Origin of the sequence: Natribaculum luteum (assembly GCF_023008545.1) — an archaeon.
GTDB lineage: Archaea > Halobacteriota > Halobacteria > Halobacteriales > Natrialbaceae > Natribaculum > Natribaculum luteum.
The window spans coordinates 3,064,081-3,084,000 of record NZ_CP095397.1 but is presented as its reverse complement, the minus strand read 5'-3'; the positions used below and the strand labels follow the sequence as shown (position 1 = coordinate 3,084,000).

Here is a 19,920-nt window from a genome sequence, read left to right as displayed (position 1 = left end):
TTAGAAGTCACTCAGTCCGGTCTGGCCGGTCTTTCCGCCCGCTCTCTCGCTCGTACTTCCCGTACTCCCGCTCGAGGCGGCCGACAGCCGTGGCGCGTCCCGGAGCCGTTCGTAGACGTGCCATAGTGCCCGGCAGTCGTCCTCGCAGTAGGCCTCGTGGCGGTCCCACTCGAGTTCCGCGCCCGTCCACCTGAACCGTTCGTAGGCCGCCGCCGTGGCCGCCCCGTCGAGTCCCGTCCCGGCGTGCTCGTAGCCGAGCGCGGCCGCGACGTCCGCCAGCCTGTTGGTCCGTCCGGGCAAGAGTGCGTTCGTCTCGCGGACGGCCCACAGATAGCAGTCGAGTTTCGGGATCCGCTCCCATTCCTCGGCGTACCCCGGCAGGTAGCGGTTGATAAAGGCCCCGAGGTGGCGATAGTCGAAGCGCCAGCCGTTCCAGGTGAGCAGCGCCCGGTCGGGGTAGACGCCGAGTAGCCAGTCGAGAAACGCCTGCAACACCGAGCGCGGATCGTCCGGGTTCGAATCCTCGAGAAACGCCCGATGGCTGTCCTCGAGCGGATCGTAGACGCCGACCTGCCAGACGATCGTCGGCGAGAGACCATCGGTTTCGATGTCGAGACACAGCGGCGGCCGCTCCCAGTTCTCGCCGGGCAGCGGCTCGTCGGTGAGTCGTCGCGGCTCGCCAGTCTCGAGCACCTCGGCGTGAGCCAGCATCCGTTCGGCGCGATCCCGGCCGATCCCCGGCAGCGAACGGAGCGTCTCGAGGTCGGTCTCGAGCAACCGAGCGCGAGTCGTGATCCCCTGGTTCTCGAGCCGGTCTGCGGTCTTGGGTCCCACTCCCGTCACGGCCTCGATTCCGAAGGCGTCAGCGTCGAGCGTTTCGACGGCGACCGCACCGTCGCGTGACAGCGAGAACCCGGAGATCGACCGGGCGTCGCCGTGACTCTCGACCGGGCCGGTGCCGTGAATCCTGACCGAGACGACGTCGTCGGTATCGAGGTCGGCTTCTGCGATCGGGTCCCGTCCGACGCCGAGTGGTTCGCCAGTTCGCTCGAGGTGCCACGTTTCGTCGTAATCTGCCGGCAACCCACCGGTGAGCACCGTCACGCCGCTTCCGTCGGCCGGGACCGCCGCTGCGAGTTCGGCAGCGTACTCGAGATGCGTCTCGAGGGCCGTCGGCCGGACGGTCGTCGTCACGTCGTCGCAGACGAGCACGACGTGGTCGACGATAGAGAGCGCACTCTCGAGTGCGTCAACGGCCTCCTCGAGTATCGTCCCGCGCTGGACGGTGACGATGGGAAATCCATCGAGTTCGTCGCGCGTTACGGGGCCGGCGTCGGCCAGCGGCGGGTGGACGACGGGCCCGGCGAAGACCCGGCGTGCTCGAGCGACCGCCCGCGGTTCGCGACGGGGGCCGGGGATCACGATACCGTCGGGGTCGAAGTAGCCGCGGGCGTCCTCGAGCGCCGGAATCGGCCGCTCGAGGGCGACCGACGGCGGGAGGGCGAGCAGTCGAACGCCGTCGCGTTCGGCCATTGCGACAGGCGTCGCTGGGGATCGTAAAGAGCGTTCCGCCATCGGTGCAAGAGGTTCGCCTCGCCGATGCTGGCGATAGTTACTCGTCGGTTCTGGCGACGGCTACGCGTCCGGGTCGGCGAGCATCTTGCGAATCGCGACGGCCATGTCCTCGAACGGGTCCATCTCGATGCCGTCGCTGGTGACGATCACGCCGTGGTCGTCGACGATGACTCGACTGATAAACCCCGCAGAGAAGACGCGAATCGTGAACTCGTACTCGCCGACGTCGGGTTCGAGGTCCGGCTCGGTCGCGAGTCGATTGTACGTCTCCTTGTCCTCGAACCCGACACGTTCGTTCTCGACGAACGTAGACTTCGCCCTGCGCAGTGCGTCCTCGTCGCCCTCGTAGAGGTCCGACCGAACGTACAGGAGTTCGAAGTCGTCGGGGGTGAAGTAAACGACCGATCTGAGCGAGTCGCCGACCGTGACTCTGCAGGTGCTGACGAGCGATTCCGCGAATTCGTCGGTGACGAGTTCCGCCATGTGCCGTAGGCAGGCTGTCAGACGGCATCAACTCGCTCCCTACTTTCGAACAGATTGCGTGGCTTCATATGACCTCGAACGAAACGCCAGTACGATGCGACAGTACCTCGACCTCGTCGACGCGGTCCTCTCCGGGGGAACGTACAAACCGAATCGGACCGGCGTCGACACCATCTCGTCGTTCAGCCAGCACTACGAGGTCGACCTCGAGGAGGGGTATCCGCTCTTGACGACCAAGAAGATGGACGGCTACCGGTGGAACTCGATGATCCACGAGGTCTGCTGGTACCTCTCCGGGGAGGAACACATCCGGAACCTCCGCGAAGAGACGAAGATCTGGGACGCCTGGGCCGACGAGGAAGGCCGCCTCGACACCGCCTACGGCCGCTTCTGGCGTCGGTTCCCGGTTCCGGAGGAGCCGGCTCAACTCGAGGGCGAGTCCTGGCCCGACGACGCCCACCAGTGGGTGACCGTCGAAGACGACGGCCGTCGGACGTTCGATCAGCTCCAGTACGTGATCGACACGCTCGCCGACTCACCCAACTCGCGCCGACTCGTGGTCAACGCCTGGCACCCGGCCAACGCCGCCGTCTCGACGCTGCCGCCGTGTCACTACACGTTCGTCTTCAACGTCCAGGGCGACCGGCTCAACTGCCATCTGACCCAGCGTTCGGCGGACATCGCCCTCGGCGTCCCGTTCAATATCGCGGCCTACGCGCTGTTGACCAAAGTCGTCGCCCAGCAGACTGGCTTCGAACCCGGCACGTTCGCGCACACGCTCGTCGACGCCCACGCCTACTGCGGCCGGGGCGAACGCGGCGAGTGGTACGGCGAGAACCTCGAGGCCCTCCAGCGCCGACTCGCCGACGTCACGGCGCGCGAGGAGTACCTCGAGGTCAAAGACTGGCTCGAGAGCGAGGCACCGCCCGAGGCCGAGGGCGACGACCGCCTCGACCACGTCCCCGGCCTGCTCGAGCAGCTCTCGCGGGAGCCACTCGAGCGGCCGACACTCGAGGTCGCGGACGTCACGATCGACGACCTCGCCTACGAGGACGTCGACCTTCGCGGGTACGACTCCCACGACGGGATCAGGTTCTCGGTGGCCGAATGAGCGGGTCGATCGACGCGGGCCTCGAGACCGACCACGAACTGGTCGCCATCGTCGCGGTCGCCGAAAACGGCGTCATCGGCCGCGACGGTGAGATGCCCTGGCACCTTCCGGAAGACCTGAAACACTTCAAGCAGGTCACGACCGGCCACCCCGTGATCATGGGCCGGGTCACCTACGAGAGCATCCTCGAGGGGCTCGGCGAACCCCTCCCCGGTCGGACGACGGTCGTCCTCACGAGCCGCGACCTCGAGACGCCCGAGAACGTCGTCACCGCGAGCGATCTCGAGGAGGCGCTCGAGGCGGCCGACCGCGCCGCCGAGAAGCGCCACGACGGTGCCGATCGGATCTTCGTCGCCGGCGGGGCGACCGTCTACGAGCAGCTTCTCCCGGCGGTCGACCGACTGATCGTGACCGAAGTCCACGACAGCCCCGAGGGAGACGCGTACTTCCCGACGTGGGATCGCGAGGCGTGGCGAGAGGTCTCTCGAGACGAGCGCGACGGATTCGCGTTCGTCGAGTACGTGCGTCGGTAGCCTTCCGGCGTCGTTACTGCGTTACGGCCGCAACGGGAGTTCGCCGCGGCCGTTGTTCCGCATAAACTCCCGGTTCCGGTCGGGCCACGTCGCCAGTCGATTTCTGAGCAGGTCTCCGTCCTCGGTTTTCGGATCGGGGCCACCCAGTTTGGCGCTGAGCGTCAGGATCGCCCAGCCGCCGTAGCCGAGAATCACGGTGACGCCGGTCAGAACGACGATCGAGACGACGAGTCCCACCAGTCGCTCGAGAAACGGCTCGTCCTCCCGTACTGGATCGGGACCGGGTGACATGTGTGTGCCGTATGGCGGTATAGCTGTTAACTGTATGGGACGTTCTCAGACAGAACGCCCGTACCGGCCAAAAAAGCTGTCGCGAGCGCGGAGAGGAAGCGGCGTCGGATTCCACGGACGCCGTGCATGGTTCTTTTGCCACCGCCGTCCGTAGGTCCGCACATGGAATCTCCGACCCAGCGAAATCGCCTGGACGAGGAGGAAAGCCCCTACCTGCGCCAGCACGCGGACAACCCCGTCAACTGGCAGCCGTGGGACGAGGCGGCCCTCGAGGCGGCCCGCGAGCGCGACGTGCCAATCTTCCTCTCGATCGGCTACTCGGCGTGTCACTGGTGTCACGTCATGGAAGACGAGAGCTTCGCGGACGAGACGGTCGCCGAGTTCCTGAACGAGCACTTCGTCCCGATCAAGGTCGACCGCGAGGAGCGCCCGGACGTCGACAGCATCTACATGACCGTCTGCCAGCTCGTGACCGGCGGTGGCGGCTGGCCACTCTCCGTGTGGCTCACGCCCGAGGGGAAACCGTTCTACGTCGGCACCTACTTCCCGAGAGAGCCAAAGCGCGGCCAGCCCGGCTTCCTCCAGGTGCTCGAGAACGTCCACAACTCCTGGGAGAACGACCGCGAGGAGGTCGAAAACCGCGCCGCCCAGTGGACCGCGGCGGCGACAGATCGCCTCGAGGAGACGCCCGACGCCGTCGCCGCGAGCGAACCGCCGACGAGCGACGTCCTCGAGTCGGCGGCCGACGCGGCCCTCCGGAACGCCGACCGCGAGTACGGCGGCTTCGGCTCGAGCGGGCCGAAGTTCCCCCAGCCGTCGCGGCTGCACGCGCTCTTCCGGGTCGCCGACCGGACGGGACGCGACGAGTACCGCGAGGTCGCCGTAGAGACCCTCGACGCGATGGCGTCCGGTGGACTCTACGACCACGTCGGCGGCGGCTTCCACCGCTACTGTGTCGACCGCGACTGGACGGTTCCCCACTTCGAGAAGATGCTGTACGACAACGCCGAGATTCCGCGGGCGTTTCTCGCTGGCTACCAGCAGACCGGCGACGACCGGTACGCCGAGGTCGTCCGCGAGACCCTCGCGTTCGTCGACCGGGAGCTGACCCACGACGAGGGTGGCTTCTTCAGTACGCTCGACGCCCAGAGCGAAGCCGAGAGCGGCGAACGGGAAGAGGGTGCGTTCTACGTCTGGACGCCCGAGGAAGTCCGGGACGTCCTCGAGGACGAGACGGACGCCGACCTCTTCTGCCGTCGGTTCGACGTCACCGAGTCGGGCAACTTCGAGGGGGCGACCGTGCTGAACGTCGAGACTTCGATCGGGGACCTGGCTGCAGCGTTCGATCTCGAGGAGAGCGAGGTCGAGACTCGACTCGAGTCCGCCCGCGAGGCGATCGTCGAGGCTCGCGAGCAGCGTCCCCGGCCGAACCGCGACGAGAAGGTGCTCGCGGGCTGGAACGGGCTGATGATCTCGGCGTTCGCCGAGGCCGCAGTCGTCCTCGGCGAGGACGCGTACGCCGACAGCGCGGTCGACGCCCTCGAGTTCGTCCGCGACCGGCTCTGGGACGCCGACGAGCAGCGACTCTCCCGCCGGTACAAAGACGGCGAGGTCGCCGTCGACGGCTACCTCGAGGACTACGCCTTCCTCGCTCGCGGTGCGCTGGGGTGTTACGAGGCCACCGGCGAGGTCACTCACCTCGCCTTCGCGCTCGACCTCGCGCGGACGATCGAGTCGGAGTTCTGGGACGACGATCGGGGGACCCTGTACTTCACCCCCGAGAGCGGCGAGTCGCTCGTCACCCGCCCGCAGGAACTCGACGACAGTTCGACGCCGTCGTCGGCGGGCGTCGCCGTCGAGACGCTGCTCGCCCTCGATCACTTCACCGACGAGGAGTTCGAGACCATCGCCGAGCGCGTCCTCGAGACTCACGCCAACCGCCTCGAGTCGAATCCACTCCAGCACGTCACGCTCTGTCTCGCCGCCGACCGGCTCGAGGCGGGGCCACTCGAGGTGACGGTCGCGGCCGGCGAGGTGCCCGATACCTGGCGCGATCGGTTCGGCGAGGCGTACCTGCCGGACCGGCTGTTCGCCCGTCGACCGCCCACGGAATCGGGACTCGAGGCGTGGCTCGAGCAACTCGAACTCGAGGACGCCCCGCCGATCTGGGCCGGTCGAGAGGCCCGCGACGGCGAACCGACGCTGTACGTCTGCCGGTCGCGAACGTGTTCGCCGCCGGTCCACGACGTCGACGACGCCCTCGAGTGGGTGGGCGAGGTCGGGTCGGACGACGGGGAGTGACCTCGTCAAAAAAGGGCGACTAGGCGGTCTCGAGCGCGTCTTCGATCTGCTCGGCGAGGTAGATCGCCGGTGGGAGTCGCTCGCTCTCGACGAACCGGGCGATCTCCTCGCCCTCGTCCGGATCGTCGGGGGCGTGCTCGACGACGACCGTCGGGATGTACTCGACGTCGAACGCCTCGACTTTCGGCCCCTGTTTGTCGTGGTCGACGGGAATCTCCTCGACGCGTTCGCCGGGGACCTCCGCGGCTTCGAGCGCCGCCGCGAAGTCGGGAAGCAGCGCCCGGCAGTCTTTACACCAGTCGCCACCCCAGACCCTGTAGACCAGTTCGTCGCGGTGTGCGGCGAAGACGTCGACGGTGTCCTCGTACGACGCGGCGTCCCACGTCGGGTTCGGCCGCATGGTTTCGAGACTCATGGACTCGAGTTACGTCGGGAGACGCTTAATCGACCCGTTTGTGACACGGCATTCGAGAACGCGGGCCGATCCGCCTACGACATCTGCTCGCCGTAGCTGCCGACCCGTCGTTCGCCTGCCTCGGCTAACTCCGTCACGACTGACTCGATCGTCTCGATTTTCGAGAACTGCTCTTCGATCGCGTCGGTGACGTCGTCCAGATCGTCACTGATCGACCGTGCCTCGTCGTCGATCGCGTCGATCAGCACGGCCATCTCTTTTGCGTTCGCGGCCTGCTCGTCGACGAGCGAGGAGAGGTCCCCGACTTCCGTCGTGAACTCGTCGACGCGCTTGCGGATCTCGTCGAGACTGTCGTCGAGAGCCGTGATTTCGTCTACGCTCTCGGCCACGCGTCGCTGGTTGTCCTCGAGGGAGGATACCGTCTCGTCGGTCTGCTCTCGGACCGATTCGACTCGCGCGTCGATCTCGTTCGTGCGGTTCTTGATCTCCTCGGAGAGGTACTTGAACTCGTCGGCGACGACGTTGAATCCCTCACCGCCACCGGATCGCTTGGCCTCCAGGTTCGCGTTGACCGCGAGCGTCTTCGTCTCCTCTGCAGCGTCGGCGATCGTGTCGACGAGGTCGTCGATCTCGTCGACCGTCTCGTGGAGCTCCTCGACGTCCCGGTGAACGCGCTGGCCGACGTCGCTGACGTCGGTCATCGCCTCCAGTGCCCGTTCACAGCGCTCCTCGCCGGTTTCGACCTGCTCTAGGATCTCGTCGTCACGGCCGGCGATCGCGTCTGTCGTCGTCGCGAGTTCCTCGATCGAGCCGCTTACGTCCTGCATTTCCGCCGCCGCCCGTCGCGTCTGCTCGGACTGTTCGTCGACGGATCGATTGATGTCGTCGACGCTCCGGGCGATCGCCTCGCCGGCCGTCGAGATGTCCTGCATCGCGTGTGAGACCTGGCTCGTGACGTCCCGTTGGTGCTCCAGCAGGCCCTCGACGTTCGAGTAGGAGTCGATGTACGTGTCGATCGCGACCTGCATGTCCAGATTGAGGACCTTGAGTAGCGAGTGGAGTTCGTCGATGCGCTCGTCGATGCGCTCGGAGAGTTCTCCCTCGAGTTCCGAGATCGTCGTGTCGAACGCCTCGTCTGCGTCGTCGTCGTCGTTGCGACGTCCGAGAAGCGAGGAGAGCCGTCCGCCACTCTCCCGGTCGTCGTCCCGGAGTTCTTCTTGCCGTTCGATCGCCTCTCTGATCGCCTCAGAGATGTCCTGTTGGATCTGTTCCGAGATGATCGGAAGGAGCAGGTTGTAGTAGACGCCGTACTGGCCGACGTAGTGTTTCATCGGCATGTCGAGCATGTCGTGGAGCTTGCCGATGCGGGCACGATTCTCGAAGTACTCCTGGTCGTACTCGCCAGTCGCGAGCGTCATCAGGTACATCTTCTGGGACCACTTGAGCTGCTCGACGCTTCGCGGTGACCGCTCGAGGACGTCGAGTACCTGTGGATTCTCCTCGATCTTTTCGTAGAACATCTCGGCGACGTCGTCACCACGGAGGTTGAACGTCTCCTCGTACCGTCGGAGTCGTTCGACGTCGTCGTCCGTAAAGTCGATGAACTGCTTTCGCCACTCGATCTCCTCTTCGGTGAGTCCAATTCGCTCGACCAGGTCCTGTGCGTCGACGCGGCTACTGTATCCGACTGCACCGAACTGTTGGGAGTCCCCCATGTAAACAATCAAAAATAAAGAATCTCACGAGTAAGTATGTGATGGCCACGTGCGCAGATGTGGGGCAGTCACCGGGACCAGTGAACGACCCTCCGGCACGACCTGCCGGGGTCCAGTACGGGTTTACGTGTCGGCTTCCAAGGAAGGGGAAATGAAAGGAAGCATCCTGGACACTATCGGGTCTCCGCTCGTCCAGGTGGACTCACCCGAGGGGGCGGCGGTCGCCGCCAAGATCGAGTCGTTCAATCCCGGCGGATCGGCCAAAGACCGCCCCGCGATGGCGATGGTCTACGCGGCCGAACGCGACGGGATCCTCGAGCCGGGCGATCGGATCGTCGAACCGACCAGCGGGAACACCGGCATCGGCCTCGCGCTCGTCTGTGCCGCCCGCGGGTACGACCTCACGATCGTCATGCCGGCCTCGAAGTCCGAGGAGCGTCGCCGGATCATGGCCGCCTACGGCGCCGACCTCGAGCTCGTCGAGGGGGACATGACCGACGCCCGCGAGCGGGCGGACGAGATCGAAGCCGAGGGTGCAGTACAGCTGGGGCAGTTCGAGAACCCCGCGAACCCGGAGGCACACTACCGGACGACCGGCGAGGAGATCGTCGAACAGGTCGGCGACCGCGAGGTCGACGCCTTCGTCGCGGGCGTCGGCACCGGCGGGACGCTGTCCGGTGTCGGCCGACGGCTCCGCGAGGAGTTCCCCGACGTGGAGATCGTCGCGGTCGAACCCGAACGCAACCCCGTCCTCTCGACCGGCGAGTCCGGGCAGGACGAGTTCCAGGGGATGGGGCCCGGATTCGTCAGCGACAACCTCGACGTCGACCTGATCGACGACGTCGAGACGGTCAGACTCGAGGACGCAGAGGAGGAGTGTCGCCGCCTCGCGCGAGAGGAGGGGATCCTGATCGGCCAGTCCAGCGGCGCAACGAGCCTCGTCGCCCAGAAAGTCGCCCGCCGGATCGCAGATCCCGACCAGTCCTGTCCTGAGCCCGCGAGTTCGTTCGAACGACAGTTCGGCGACCCAGCGGAAGCCGACGACGAATCGGGCGACGACGCGGAGGACTGTCCGCTCGTCGTCACCGTCTTCTGGGACAGCGGCGAACGGTACCTCTCGACCGGGCTGTTCGACTGATAATGATGGCTGTGACTGGGTGCCGACGCAACCGCACGATGGTTCGCGGTTGCTGTGGTAACGACTCACAGCCATCGTTATGATACGGTCTGCTGTACCGATTTCCCGGTGCAACCGCGACCACTCTGCGGTTGCACCGGAAATGACTACAGCAGCCGTATGATAGGTACGTCGATCGGAGAGAACGAAAGGCGCGTGCGCCGACCGATCACGGCGAGAACTCGGATTCCGTGAGCCGGACGACGAGCGTGTCCTCGACGTCCCGGAGGTCGTACTCGGGCACCTCGCCGTCGGTGCGGCGGACGAAAAGCGGTTCGACGAGTCGGTCGGTCGCGGGTGGCACCGTCGTCGCCGCCTCGCCGCTTTCCGCCGTCTCGGCGTCCGTACCAGCGTCGGCGTCGCCCGGGTCACCGCCGGCGTCGGCTCGCTCGACGCCGTAGACTTTCAGGAACTCGCCGGTCTTCTCGGGGTCGACCTCACCGTTTCGCAGCGACTCGGCGAGGTCGCGCGAGAGCCACTCCGATTCGCTGACGCTCGGTTCGCGGACGAGCGCCTCGTCGACGAACCGGACGAGGTACCACTGGAGGTCGTTGAGCAGCGACACTGCGGCCCCGACGCTTACCGTGCGGACGGCCAGCGCGTTCTCGAAGGGACGCTCGAGGTCGTAGGTCGCGAGCGCCTCGCGGGAGGTCTCTCGAGAGAGGAGTTCGTACCGCAGGTTCACCTCCGGGGAGCCGATGAGACAGACGCGCGTCACTGTGCTGTACTGTGTGCGTCGTGGTAATGTCGTTTTCGTCTCCAGTCGCCGTTCAGCGACGCTGTTGCCGTCGCCGGGACAGCTATCAAAAAGTCACAGTTCGATCAGCGTCGCGTTCGCCGCCGCCTCGTCGGCGCGCTCGAGTACGTCGTCGGGTTCGGCCTCGAGGAGTGGCTCGAGTCGCGCGTTCGTCTCGGCCTGGTCGGGGGCGATCCGGTTGCAACCGGCGGGGATCGTCGAGTCGGTGAAGGTGTCGATCTCGCGGGCGCGAGCGACGATATCCTGTTTGTCCCAGGTGAGCAACGGCCGGTGGATGGGGAGGTTCGTCGCGTGACTCGTGACGCCGAGGTTCTGGGCGGTCTGGCTCGACTTCTGGCCGACGGCCTCGCCGGTGACGATCCCGCTGGCGTCGACGCGCTCGGCGATTCGTTCGGCGACGCGGTAGAAGAAGCGTCGCAGCGAGAGCATCCGCCCCTGTTCCATCGTCTCGGCCAGCAGGGAGACGGTGTCGCCGCCGGGGACGCGGTAGACGTCCATCTCGAAGTTCGGCGCGTACCGGGCGAGCGAGCGGACGGTCTCGTACGCCCGCGCCTCGTGGTCGGGGCCGCCGTAGTCGCCGAGGTCGACGTAGACGGGGATCACGGGACTGCCGCGTCGCATCAGTTCGTAGGCGGCGACGGGCGAGTCGATCCCGCCGCTGACGAGCGCGACCATGGGTGCCTGCGAGCCAAGCGGTAGGCCGCCTGGTCCGTCGACCGTCTCGAGGTAGAGGTACGCGGCGTCCTCGCGGACCTCGACGCCGAAGGTGAGGTCGGGATCCTCGAGGTCAACTTCGGGTTCGAACTCGTCTTCGACCGCCGCCCAGATGGCGTCGCCGCCCTCGTAGGCGACGTCCTCGCTGGTGAAGGGGAGGTCCTTGTCGGCCCGGCGGGCGTCGACGGCGAACGAACCCCCATCGTAGTGGGCGCGGGCGGTCTCGGCGAGCGCCTCGCTGATCGCCTCGAGTTCGGGCGATACCGTGAGGGCGGCGCTCGCGGAGACGACGCCGAAGGTGTCGGCTGCGACCGTGGTCGCGTCTTCGACCGCGTCCTCGGTCGTGTGGATCAGGGGTCGGTTCCAGCGCCGTTCGACGTCACCGGGGACCGATCGGTCCTCCAGGAGGGCCTCGAGGTTGTCGGCGAGCATCCCCACCATGTACCGCTTTACCTGCGTGCTCTTCGTGTTCACGTCCCCGTGACGGACGAGAACGACGTCAGCTCCTGGTGGGTGCATATAACGGGAATAGTCGGTCAGGGTTATAAGGGGATTACGAGGTGGCTCTCATCCGAGCGACTCCGGAATCGTCGGACTCAGCCGGCCAGTGTGGACGTAGATGCCGACGACGAGCACCAGGCCCGCAAGGAGGGGGACGAGCGCGCTGATCGCGTAGACGGTCTCGAAGCCGAGTCGCTGGACGAGCGGCAGCGAGACCAGCGGCCCAAGTCCGCCGCCGACGTCGCCGAGGACGTTGTTCGTGCCCATCGCACGACCCATCCGCTCCTCGGGCGAGAGGTCCGCGAGGAGGGCGGTCAGCGGGCCACCGACACCACCCTGTCCCGCGCCGATCAGGAAACACGCGACTACGAGAAGTTCGATCGACGAGGAAACGGCGAGGGTGGCAAAGCCGACGCAGGTCGTGGCGAGAAAGGCGAGCAAGACCGGGACGCGAGCGCCGACCGTGTCGCTCAACACCCCGCCGCCGAGCGTGAACGTCGCGCCGGCGAGGACGGTTACGGCCATCAACATCCCCGAGGAGCCCTGCGAGTCGAGACCGAAGACGGTGATCTCTCGAGCGCCGAGCAGGAGGACGAGCGTCGAGAACAGCACACCGATGTACGCGAAGTAGAGCCCGAAGTTGACGAGACCGACGGTGAGTGCGGGGACCGTGCGTTCGACGTCCCACGGTTTGACCGACTCTTTCGCGCCCTCGACGTGGGTCTCGGGGACGATCAGGTAGGCGACGACGCTCGCGAACGCGGCGAACGCGGCGGCGAGGACGAACGCCTCCGAGTTCCCGTAGAGGTCGCTGACGACGCCGCCGAGGACGAGTCCAGCCGGGAAGCCGAACGTGATTCCGGCACGGACGATCCCCATACTGGTCCCGCGCGAGTCGGCCTCGCTGACGTCTGCCGTGATCGTATACGCTGTCGCGAAGACGAACGCACTGCCCAGCCCCCAGAGGATCCGGGCGAGGAGGAACCAGACCTCCGGTACCGCCGAGTTGATGGCGATCACGTACCCGAACGTCGCGACACCCTCGATCGCGAGGCCGGCGACGAACGGCGTTCGGGTGCCGATCCGATCGACGAGTGCGCCCGCGGGGGCGTTGCTCACCAGCCTGACGAAGCGGTTGGCACTCAGGATGATGCCGACCAGAAACGCGGAGATCCCGAGGACCTCGCCGAGGTTCGGCAGGATCGGGAAGACGACGCCACCGCCGAAGCCGACGAAGAATGTACTCGCGACGACCGCGTAGACCACGCGTCGCGGGTTCGGACTCGAGTCAGACACCGTCGACCCCTCGCTGTGATGTTTCGAATCGCAATTCGTCCGCTCGGTACCACGCGAGGTGGTTTGTGTCTGTCGAACCCGGAGCGCGGAGAGGAGTCGTCGAATCGACCGCTCTCGATTCGTTGTCAGAACGTCGTCAGTTCGCCGTCGACGACGCGGCGGGTGATACCGGTCACGTCGGCGAGTTGCTGGTCGACGATCGCCTCGATCTCGTCTTCGACGTCGGCGACCGAGACGCCGTCTTCGGTGACGACGTGGACGTCGGCGACGTGGGGCTGGTCGATCGGGCGGCCGATCTGGGAGAGCAGGCGGACCCGCATGTCGCGGATGCCGTCGACGTCGTCGACGACGCTCTCGGCGATCTCCGTCGACAGCAGGTTGTAGATCTTCCCGATGTGGTTGACCGGGTTCTTGCCGCTGGTCGCCTCCATCGACATCGAGCGGTTGGGCGTGATGAGGCCGTTCGCGCGGTTGCCCCGGCCGACGGAGCCGTCGTCTCCGTTCTCCGCGGAGGTACCGGTGACGGTGAGGTAGATCGAGCCCTCCTCGTAGTCGTCTGCCGTGTTGACGTGAACGTCGATCTCGCGGTCGGTGTACTCCGCGGCGACGTCGCGGACGTACTCGCGGACGGACTCGACGGCCTCGACGTACTCGTCCATGTCCGCGACGTGTTCGTCGACCATCGCGGCGGCGACGGTGACGTCGATCTGGTCGCCCTCGCGTTTGCCCATGATCTTCACGTCGGGGCCGAGTTCGGGGTGGTCGGCCGCGTACTCGCCGTTCAGTCGCCGCTCGGCGTTCAGGACGATCTGCTCGGTCTCGGTCAGCGGCGCGTGGCCGACGCCGAAACTCGTGTCGTTGGCCATCGGCACCGTCGCGCCGTCTTCCCCGAAGACTTCCTGGAGGTCGCCGCTTCCCTCGCCGAGTCGGACGTCGACGACGACGTCGGTGCCGTACTCGAGTTTCGGGATGTGCTCGTCCAGATACTCGCGTGCCGCCTCGAGGGCGATCTTCTCGGTCGGGATGGTCGTCCCCTCGTAGCGTTTCGTGGCTCGACCGACGATCAGCACGTAGATGGGGTCGACGACCTCGCCGCCGCCGAACGCCGGTGCGGCCTCGCCAGCGACCAGTTGCGTCTCGTCGGTGTTGAAGTGCAAAACCGTACCGACGCGGTCGATGTACTCGCGTGCGAGCGCTCCCGCGACGCTCTCTGCGATTCCGTCACAGATCGAGTCGGGGTGGCCGATTCCCTTTCGTTCGACGATCTCGATCCCCTGGTCCTCTACTGCTCGCCGGTCGATCGGCTCGACTCGGATGTTCCGCTCGGTCATTGCCGAATCTTGAGTCGGCGTGGTTCTATAACTTGCGAAAAGCTATGTCGAGCGAAATATGTCTCAGGATAATACATCCGGGCGAGCGAGCGGCACCGACTCAGCCCTCGAGTGCGAGCTCGAGGTACGACGTCCGGAGCTGTTCGTCGGGGTCCAGTCCGAGCCGCTCGAGGACGTCGAACGCGCCGTCACGAGCGGCGTCGATCTCGTCTTCGTCGGTTTCGGTTTCGACCTCGACGAACTCGCCGACGCCGTCGACGACGTCGAGCGTGATCGTGTATCCCTCGAGAGCGAACCGTTCTCGCGTCTTCTGGACCGTCGCCGCGGGGTCGAACCCGAGGTTCGCGAGGATCGCGGCCATCTCCTCGGCGTCGTCGACCCCCGTCTCGACTTCCTCGCGGGTCTTCGAGTCGTCGTCGACCAGCGGTCCCTTGTAGGTGATTCGTACGATTCCGTCGCCGCTGTCGTCTCGCCTTCGTTCGCGTCGAATCCGTAACGCCTCGTCGGTGTCCGGAAACGAGCGGTGGGGCGCATCGTAGTAGGTGTCCTCCTGAACGACGGTCGCGAGCGGGTCGGCCTCGAGTTCCGCCAGTCGGTCGCGAACGGACTCGAGTTCTGCAGGGACTTTCACTTCGACCTCGTACATATCAGAGGCCACGGAGAGCGGCCGTAAGTATCGGTCGTTCCCGCTGAGCAAAAACGTCGCCCTTAAATGTCGACGGCGGGACCTACCATGTATGACCGAGGAAGAGGAGGCCGAGCAGAAAGCGCAGGCCGATGACGTCGACGAAGAAGTCGAAGACGTAGCCGACGAGACCGAAGGGCTCCAGCCCGGCGACTTCGTCGAGATCGATTACACCGCCCGCACCGTCGAAGACGGTCAGCTGGTGGACACGACCGACCCCGACGTCGCCGAAGAAGAAGGCGTCGACGACCAGGGTCGCGAATTCAAGCCACGAACCATCGTGCTCGGCGAGGGCCACATCTTCCAGGCCGTCGAGGACGAGGTCATCGGCGAGGAGGCCGGCGCCTCCGGCACCGTCACGGTGCCCGCCGAGGAGGCGTTCGGCGAGTACGACCCCGACGATGTCGAGACGATCAGCGCAGAGAAGATCGACGAAGACGACCGCTACCCCGGCGCACACATCGACATCGACGGCCGCCACGGCCACATCAGCACGATCGTCGGCGGTCGCGCCCGCGTCGACTTCAACCACCCCCTCGCCGGCGAGGACGTCGAGTACGACTACGAGATCACGGACGTCGTCGACGACCGCGAACAGCGCGCTGCAGGGCTGTTCGAGATGTTCCTCGACGTCGAACCCGAACTCTGGATCGAGACCGAGGAGGTCGAAGAGGAAGTCCCCGTCGAACCCGACGAAGATGAGGAGGACGCCGAACCCGAGTTCGAAACCGAGACCGTCGAGAAAGAGACGCTGTACGTCGAGTCCACGCCGCAGTTGACGATGAACCAGCAGTGGATGTTCTCGAAACAGCAGATCGCCCAGGACGTCATCGACAAGGTCGGCGTCGACCGCGTCATCGTCCAGGAGGTCATCGACGGCATGGGCGGCATGGGCATGCCCGGCATGATGGGCGGTATGGGCGGCGGCGACATCGAAGACGCACTCGAGGACGCCGACGTCGACGCCGACGAGATCGTCGACGAACTCGAGGGCGACCTCGACGAGGAGTAGGAGTAATCGGCCACCCGCGGCACGGACGACCGCGAGCAGTGCAGGGCTGACGTTTTTCGCCCGGCGACGGCGCACGTCGTCGCCGTTCGACTCCGACAGCGACGCCGATTCGCTGTGTCGATTCGAACGAAACGACCTCGCCACGGACTCCTCGACGAGGGCGAGTCCGGGATCTTCGACGTCCTGTCGACGACCCTCGAGACGACCTCCGCCTACCAGGTTCAGAAACTCGAGGGGATCGACGTCTCATAATGATGGCTGTGACTGGTTACCGACGCAACCGCAAGACGGCCCGCGGTTGCGTCGGTACAGACTCACAGCTATCGTTATCAGAGACGCAGTCGGTTGTGGCCATTCTGTGCTCGTGGCGCGATCGGGATGCTCGCAGCGACTAACCTTTCGAATGACACTTACTGTGAATTATCAAAAATTGGAAGCCTGAATAATAGTATTATAGGAACTTTTCGAGACGTATCCGACTGACCGCCAGAAGGCTATTACGTCAGCGTGACCGCTGTGACAGACGCACTGTCACTTCCATTGACGATGAACGCAACGTCGTCGACGACGAACGGAGGGAAAAACGGCACGTAGTCCCACTTCGCTTCAGTCAGTCCCGAGTCGGAATCCGGGTCCAACACGTGGACGGAGTCGTCGAATCCCATTACGTACAGCCAGGAGTCCGTCGCCGTGATTCCGTAGGGGATCGCCGATCCGTACCAGCCCTCGGAATTCGGATCGGCGTCGACCGTCCAGAGACGGTCGCCCTCGAGCGTTATCGCGTGTACGACCCCGTCACGATCCATGACAAATATGCGATCGTCGTTGATTACCGGGTTCGTGATTATATACGAGTCGTCGATCTCGTATTCCCATCGCCGTTCACCGGAATCCGCATCGAACGCGTGAAGATTCGTATCGGTAGGTCCAGAACGTTTGGCGTCCATATCCACGAGAACGAGATCGTCGACCAGTGTGAGGTAATCACCGAATCGACCATCGGTCGATTGTTCCCACACGAACTCTCCCTCGTGATCGATGTGAACGATCCGATCTACGAAGACGATCCCGAAAACACCGCGATCGTTGACTGCGATCGGATCGGTGGTACCACTTTCTTCGACAGACCACATCAACTCACCATCGTCAGCTGAGTGTTTCCAGAACCCCTTGCTTCCATAGTAGAGGGACCCGTCGTATAGTGTTGCGGTCCCGCTATACTCTGCATCCTGTTTCCACTCTACTTCGCCTGTTTTCGCATCGTATGCGACGATACCGTTCTTTCGCCCATATACGAGTTCGCTATCTGCTGCGCCAAGTCCAGCGATATCCACCTTACTCCACAGTGCCTCCCCCGTCTGTGCATCGAGAGCCATCCCCTGAAATCCTCTCGGTGAGAAAAAGAGCCGGTTGTCAGCCATCACTGGCCTGGTCATGACACTGGAACCACTCCACTCCCACGCGAGCTCGTCCGGTCTCGATCCGGAGTCGACGCCCACGTGTCCAGTACGTTGCGCGTCTCCATACTTCATCGGCCACTCGGTACCGATCGGATCGAGATCGGTCGTCTTCTCGTCGGGCAGGTCGACTGTCTCGTCGTTGTCCGAAACACCAGTACAGCCCGCGAGGGCTATCGCACCAGTCACAGCGAGGAACCGCCGACGGGAGGATCTGTGTCTCATCTCTGCTCAACTTCCAGTTCCACCAATATATTACTAATGCATATTACCACCACCCGTAAACTGCTGGATTTCAGCATCGGCTTGGCTGTCTTGCGACGCGGTCAAACGCACACCTATCCTCGGCTGGATCAATCGCCAGGCCAAAACTAGTAGGTCCGCTGTTCACTACAATGTGGCTCTATTGCTAACTACCTATCAGCTCACTTTTTTAGCATTCAGTATAGGCAAATCCATAGCTGGTTTCGAGGCTTTTGTATATGTTGTAGCCAATTATGTCGCGTACGGTGAACTCACCACCTGCAGTCCCTATACTATCCCAACAATACGGCATTTCATAGAAGGGAGTAATACTCCCAGCTCCTAGAGTCTCTGATTCATCACGGTTATCATTCCATTTCCACCGAATGTCTACGAGATCTGAACTTGAATAATCAGTTCGTGAAATATCTGGTACAGTGTTCGTCCATGAGATAGATGGAGCACCATAGGTGAGGGTAAAATCCTGAGAGTACTCCCCGTCACGGGATCCCGATGGTTCTCGTGAAGACATTGACTTGTCGCTTGGCCAGTCATGTGTAGCATTAACCCGATGGCACTCCCAGTAAGAGCTAGAATCACACGAATTGGGGCCTGCTCCAGGATAGATATTGTGCTGAGACGCTAGTGCGAACGTAGATTGATATCGGTGCATTTCGAAGAAATTGTCGAACTCACCATAAGCGGAGCCATCACACTTTTCGATGTGATCATGGACATACCGACTAGTAGTCCAGTTGTCTGATTCGAAGAAAGATGATCGCTCATCCCGATACATTGTAACATAGGAGTTTCTCGAACCAGCTATCTGGTTCGTTGAGTTTCAGTTCAAGGAAATTGAGATACCGTTGGAGATGATGTTTTGAGACACCTCTGAACTTCGCCAGCCACTGGCGAAGGAAGCTGTGGCGGTTCTCACAGGTGTTCGTGTGGGCATCGCCGATGACGTAGGTGTCGGAGTGGGTGACGGCCAGATGGCCGTCCACCCCCTCCTTCTCCTCGATCTCGTCGTAGATTGTGTAATCATCGGTACAGAGGATGACGCTTCCATCACCGTATTCAGCGATGTCTTCGTCGGCGTCTTGGAGATCCTTGCAGACGAGAAACCGAACTCGTCCGTCATCCCGACGGACGAGTGTCAACACCGGTGGTTTGTCTGATTCGAATCGTCCTCGTCCCTTTTTTTGAGTCCGCGCTTGCGCGGACTCTGATCCTCGTCTTCGATCCCTTTCTCACCAGCTGTTACGTAGATCTCGTCAGCTTCACAGACATCGTACAGCTCAAATTCATCGATCTCCCGCTCACATCCTGGACTTTGTGAACGAAGTTGAGAACAGCTTCGTAGTCTCGGCCAAGGTCACGAGCGATCTGAGCGGTCGGCTCAGATCGCATCTCCTTGACGATATAGAACATCTCTTCCAGTTCGAAGCGATGTTGGCCGAAGATCGTGTTTGTGAGGTCGTTGAAGTACGTCTCACACCCCTTGCACCAGTACTGCTGGGCGTCTTTTCCGGTTGTTCCGCGCTTGACAACGTCGTCACTCTCGCAATGGACACACGTCACCGTCTCGCCGAAGCGGGCGAGACGGAGACGTTCAAAGCACCGCTCACGTGGTGGAAGGAACACTTGCGCAGACTTCTCGTCCATCTTGGAAGACACTTGGAGAGTAAGGAAAATTGATGTTACGACTTATCGAGATGAGCGAAGATGATTTATACTCTTCACCGTCCTTCCGTTCACAGTCGTCATCGGAAACACAGTCGTCCGGAGAGACACTGTACTCTGATGGAGAGACACTGTCACCATCCTTGAGGAACGCCCTCGCACGGTCGTGTATTCCAGCAACATCATCATCGCTCTCGCGTGCTTTTCTGATCTCTCTTCTCAGAATGCTATTACGTTTATGCTTCGGAACGTCTTCGTCGAACTCGAGTCCGAAGTTCTCTTCCGTGTAATACGAATCTGGCCGACCGTATCCAAAGTGCGACCACATAGCACCATTGTCGTCGACGTACTGTGCGTACGCGAGAACTTCACGCGATTCCTCGAGGTTTGGTTCCACTACGATCTTATCCTCGTCGTCGACGTTCTCATGGCGGTCGAATGCATCCGCCTGGATGTCTTCGATTGCGCCGAGCTCAACTGGATCGCCAGGCACACCGAAACGAATTGCAGATCCTTTTTTTCGTGATGGATTGCTTGCTGCCACAGTCCCGGTCGTAGTGAGACTGGTAGCTGCAATTACTCCAAGGACTTTGCGCCGTGACATGCCATCATGTGAATCAGGCATACATGTAAGTTTTTC

Annotated in this window: 18 protein-coding genes and 1 pseudogene; 6 read left to right on the top strand and 13 right to left on the bottom strand. The window is 63.4% G+C overall.

The features are described 5' to 3' along the window. Both MU558_RS15985 and MU558_RS15980 read right to left on the bottom strand, forming a co-directional pair. Window positions 1–1,533 (bottom strand): ribonuclease H-like domain-containing protein, encoded by a 1,533-nt coding sequence (locus MU558_RS15985; protein ID WP_246968713.1) that lies wholly within the window; start codon window positions 1,531–1,533, stop codon window positions 1–3. A gap of 102 nt (window positions 1,534–1,635) precedes the next feature. Then, the gene (locus tag MU558_RS15980) at window positions 1,636–2,058 is read right to left on the bottom strand and encodes a DUF7522 family protein (RefSeq protein ID WP_246968710.1); all 423 of its coding nucleotides are present in this window, start codon (window positions 2,056–2,058) and stop codon (window positions 1,636–1,638) included. 94 nt (window positions 2,059–2,152) lie between these two features. On the opposite strand from MU558_RS15980, the gene thyA reads away from it, so the two are divergent. Together thyA and MU558_RS15970 are read left to right on the top strand one after the other, a co-directional pair. Next, window positions 2,153–3,169, top strand: a complete 1,017-nt coding sequence (thyA, locus tag MU558_RS15975) for a thymidylate synthase (RefSeq protein WP_246968707.1) — start codon at window positions 2,153–2,155, stop codon at window positions 3,167–3,169. Continuing rightward, window positions 3,166–3,702: a dihydrofolate reductase gene (locus MU558_RS15970; protein ID WP_246968704.1), complete on the top strand. Its 537-nt coding sequence runs from the start codon at window positions 3,166–3,168 to the stop codon at window positions 3,700–3,702. Before thyA ends, MU558_RS15970 begins: the two co-directional genes overlap by 4 nt. Before the next feature lie 21 nt (window positions 3,703–3,723). On the opposite strand, the gene MU558_RS15965 is transcribed toward MU558_RS15970, so the two are convergent. Then, the gene (locus MU558_RS15965) at window positions 3,724–3,993 is read right to left on the bottom strand and encodes a hypothetical protein (RefSeq protein ID WP_246968701.1); all 270 of its coding nucleotides are present in this window, start codon (window positions 3,991–3,993) and stop codon (window positions 3,724–3,726) included. Window positions 3,994–4,155: 162 nt separating this feature from the next. On the opposite strand from MU558_RS15965, the gene MU558_RS15960 reads away from it, so the two are divergent. Further along, a complete protein-coding gene (locus MU558_RS15960; RefSeq protein WP_246968698.1) occupies window positions 4,156–6,294 on the top strand; it encodes a thioredoxin domain-containing protein in 2,139 nt (712 codons plus the stop codon). 19 nt (window positions 6,295–6,313) lie between these two features. On the opposite strand, the gene MU558_RS15955 is transcribed toward MU558_RS15960, so the two are convergent. Next, complete coding sequence (locus tag MU558_RS15955; protein ID WP_246968696.1) at window positions 6,314–6,709, bottom strand: TlpA family protein disulfide reductase; 396 nt, start codon at window positions 6,707–6,709, stop codon at window positions 6,314–6,316. 74 nt (window positions 6,710–6,783) lie between these two features. Next, a complete protein-coding gene (locus MU558_RS15950) occupies window positions 6,784–8,424 on the bottom strand; it encodes a globin-coupled sensor protein (protein ID WP_246968693.1) in 1,641 nt (546 codons plus the stop codon). Between the two features lie 151 nt (window positions 8,425–8,575). Between MU558_RS15950 and MU558_RS15945 the strand changes: the two genes are divergently transcribed. Continuing rightward, window positions 8,576–9,562, top strand: a complete 987-nt coding sequence (locus tag MU558_RS15945; protein WP_246968690.1) for a PLP-dependent cysteine synthase family protein — start codon at window positions 8,576–8,578, stop codon at window positions 9,560–9,562. Between the two features lie 208 nt (window positions 9,563–9,770). Here MU558_RS15945 and MU558_RS15940 read toward each other — a convergent pair whose 3' ends face one another. The 5 genes from MU558_RS15940 to cyaB all read right to left on the bottom strand — a co-directional run bounded on the left by MU558_RS15940 (window position 9,771) and on the right by cyaB (window position 14,846). After that, a complete protein-coding gene (locus MU558_RS15940) occupies window positions 9,771–10,319 on the bottom strand; it encodes a DUF5804 family protein (RefSeq protein ID WP_246968688.1) in 549 nt (182 codons plus the stop codon). 93 nt (window positions 10,320–10,412) lie between these two features. Then, window positions 10,413–11,591 (bottom strand): tRNA sulfurtransferase, encoded by a 1,179-nt coding sequence (locus MU558_RS15935; RefSeq protein WP_246968685.1) that lies wholly within the window; start codon window positions 11,589–11,591, stop codon window positions 10,413–10,415. A gap of 48 nt (window positions 11,592–11,639) precedes the next feature. Continuing rightward, the gene (locus tag MU558_RS15930; RefSeq protein WP_246968683.1) at window positions 11,640–12,869 is read right to left on the bottom strand and encodes an MFS transporter; all 1,230 of its coding nucleotides are present in this window, start codon (window positions 12,867–12,869) and stop codon (window positions 11,640–11,642) included. A 125-nt stretch (window positions 12,870–12,994) separates the two neighbouring features. After that, complete coding sequence (locus MU558_RS15925; RefSeq protein ID WP_246968680.1) at window positions 12,995–14,200, bottom strand: methionine adenosyltransferase; 1,206 nt, start codon at window positions 14,198–14,200, stop codon at window positions 12,995–12,997. A 100-nt stretch (window positions 14,201–14,300) separates the two neighbouring features. After that, window positions 14,301–14,846: a class IV adenylate cyclase gene (gene cyaB / locus MU558_RS15920; protein WP_246968677.1), complete on the bottom strand. Its 546-nt coding sequence runs from the start codon at window positions 14,844–14,846 to the stop codon at window positions 14,301–14,303. A 91-nt stretch (window positions 14,847–14,937) separates the two neighbouring features. Here cyaB and MU558_RS15915 point away from each other — a divergent pair, with 91 nt between their 5' ends. Beyond that, window positions 14,938–15,897, top strand: a complete 960-nt coding sequence (locus MU558_RS15915; RefSeq protein WP_246968674.1) for an FKBP-type peptidyl-prolyl cis-trans isomerase — start codon at window positions 14,938–14,940, stop codon at window positions 15,895–15,897. A gap of 114 nt (window positions 15,898–16,011) precedes the next feature. After that, entirely contained in the window at window positions 16,012–16,149 is a 138-nt protein-coding gene (locus MU558_RS15910; RefSeq protein ID WP_246968671.1) for a hypothetical protein, read from the top strand. Between the two features lie 245 nt (window positions 16,150–16,394). Here the strand turns inward: MU558_RS15910 and MU558_RS15905 are convergent, their stop codons facing one another. From MU558_RS15905 to MU558_RS15895, 3 genes and pseudogenes are all read right to left on the bottom strand, one after another. Continuing rightward, complete coding sequence (locus MU558_RS15905) at window positions 16,395–17,579, bottom strand: outer membrane protein assembly factor BamB family protein (protein WP_246968668.1); 1,185 nt, start codon at window positions 17,577–17,579, stop codon at window positions 16,395–16,397. An 800-nt stretch (window positions 17,580–18,379) separates the two neighbouring features. Further along, window positions 18,380–19,262 (bottom strand): annotated as a pseudogene (locus tag MU558_RS15900) (IS1595-like element ISNpe28 family transposase). Next, entirely contained in the window at window positions 19,222–19,884 is a 663-nt protein-coding gene (locus MU558_RS15895; RefSeq protein ID WP_246968665.1) for a hypothetical protein, read from the bottom strand. Before MU558_RS15895 ends, MU558_RS15900 begins: the two are co-directional and overlap by 41 nt. Window positions 19,885–19,920 lie beyond the last annotated feature (36 nt).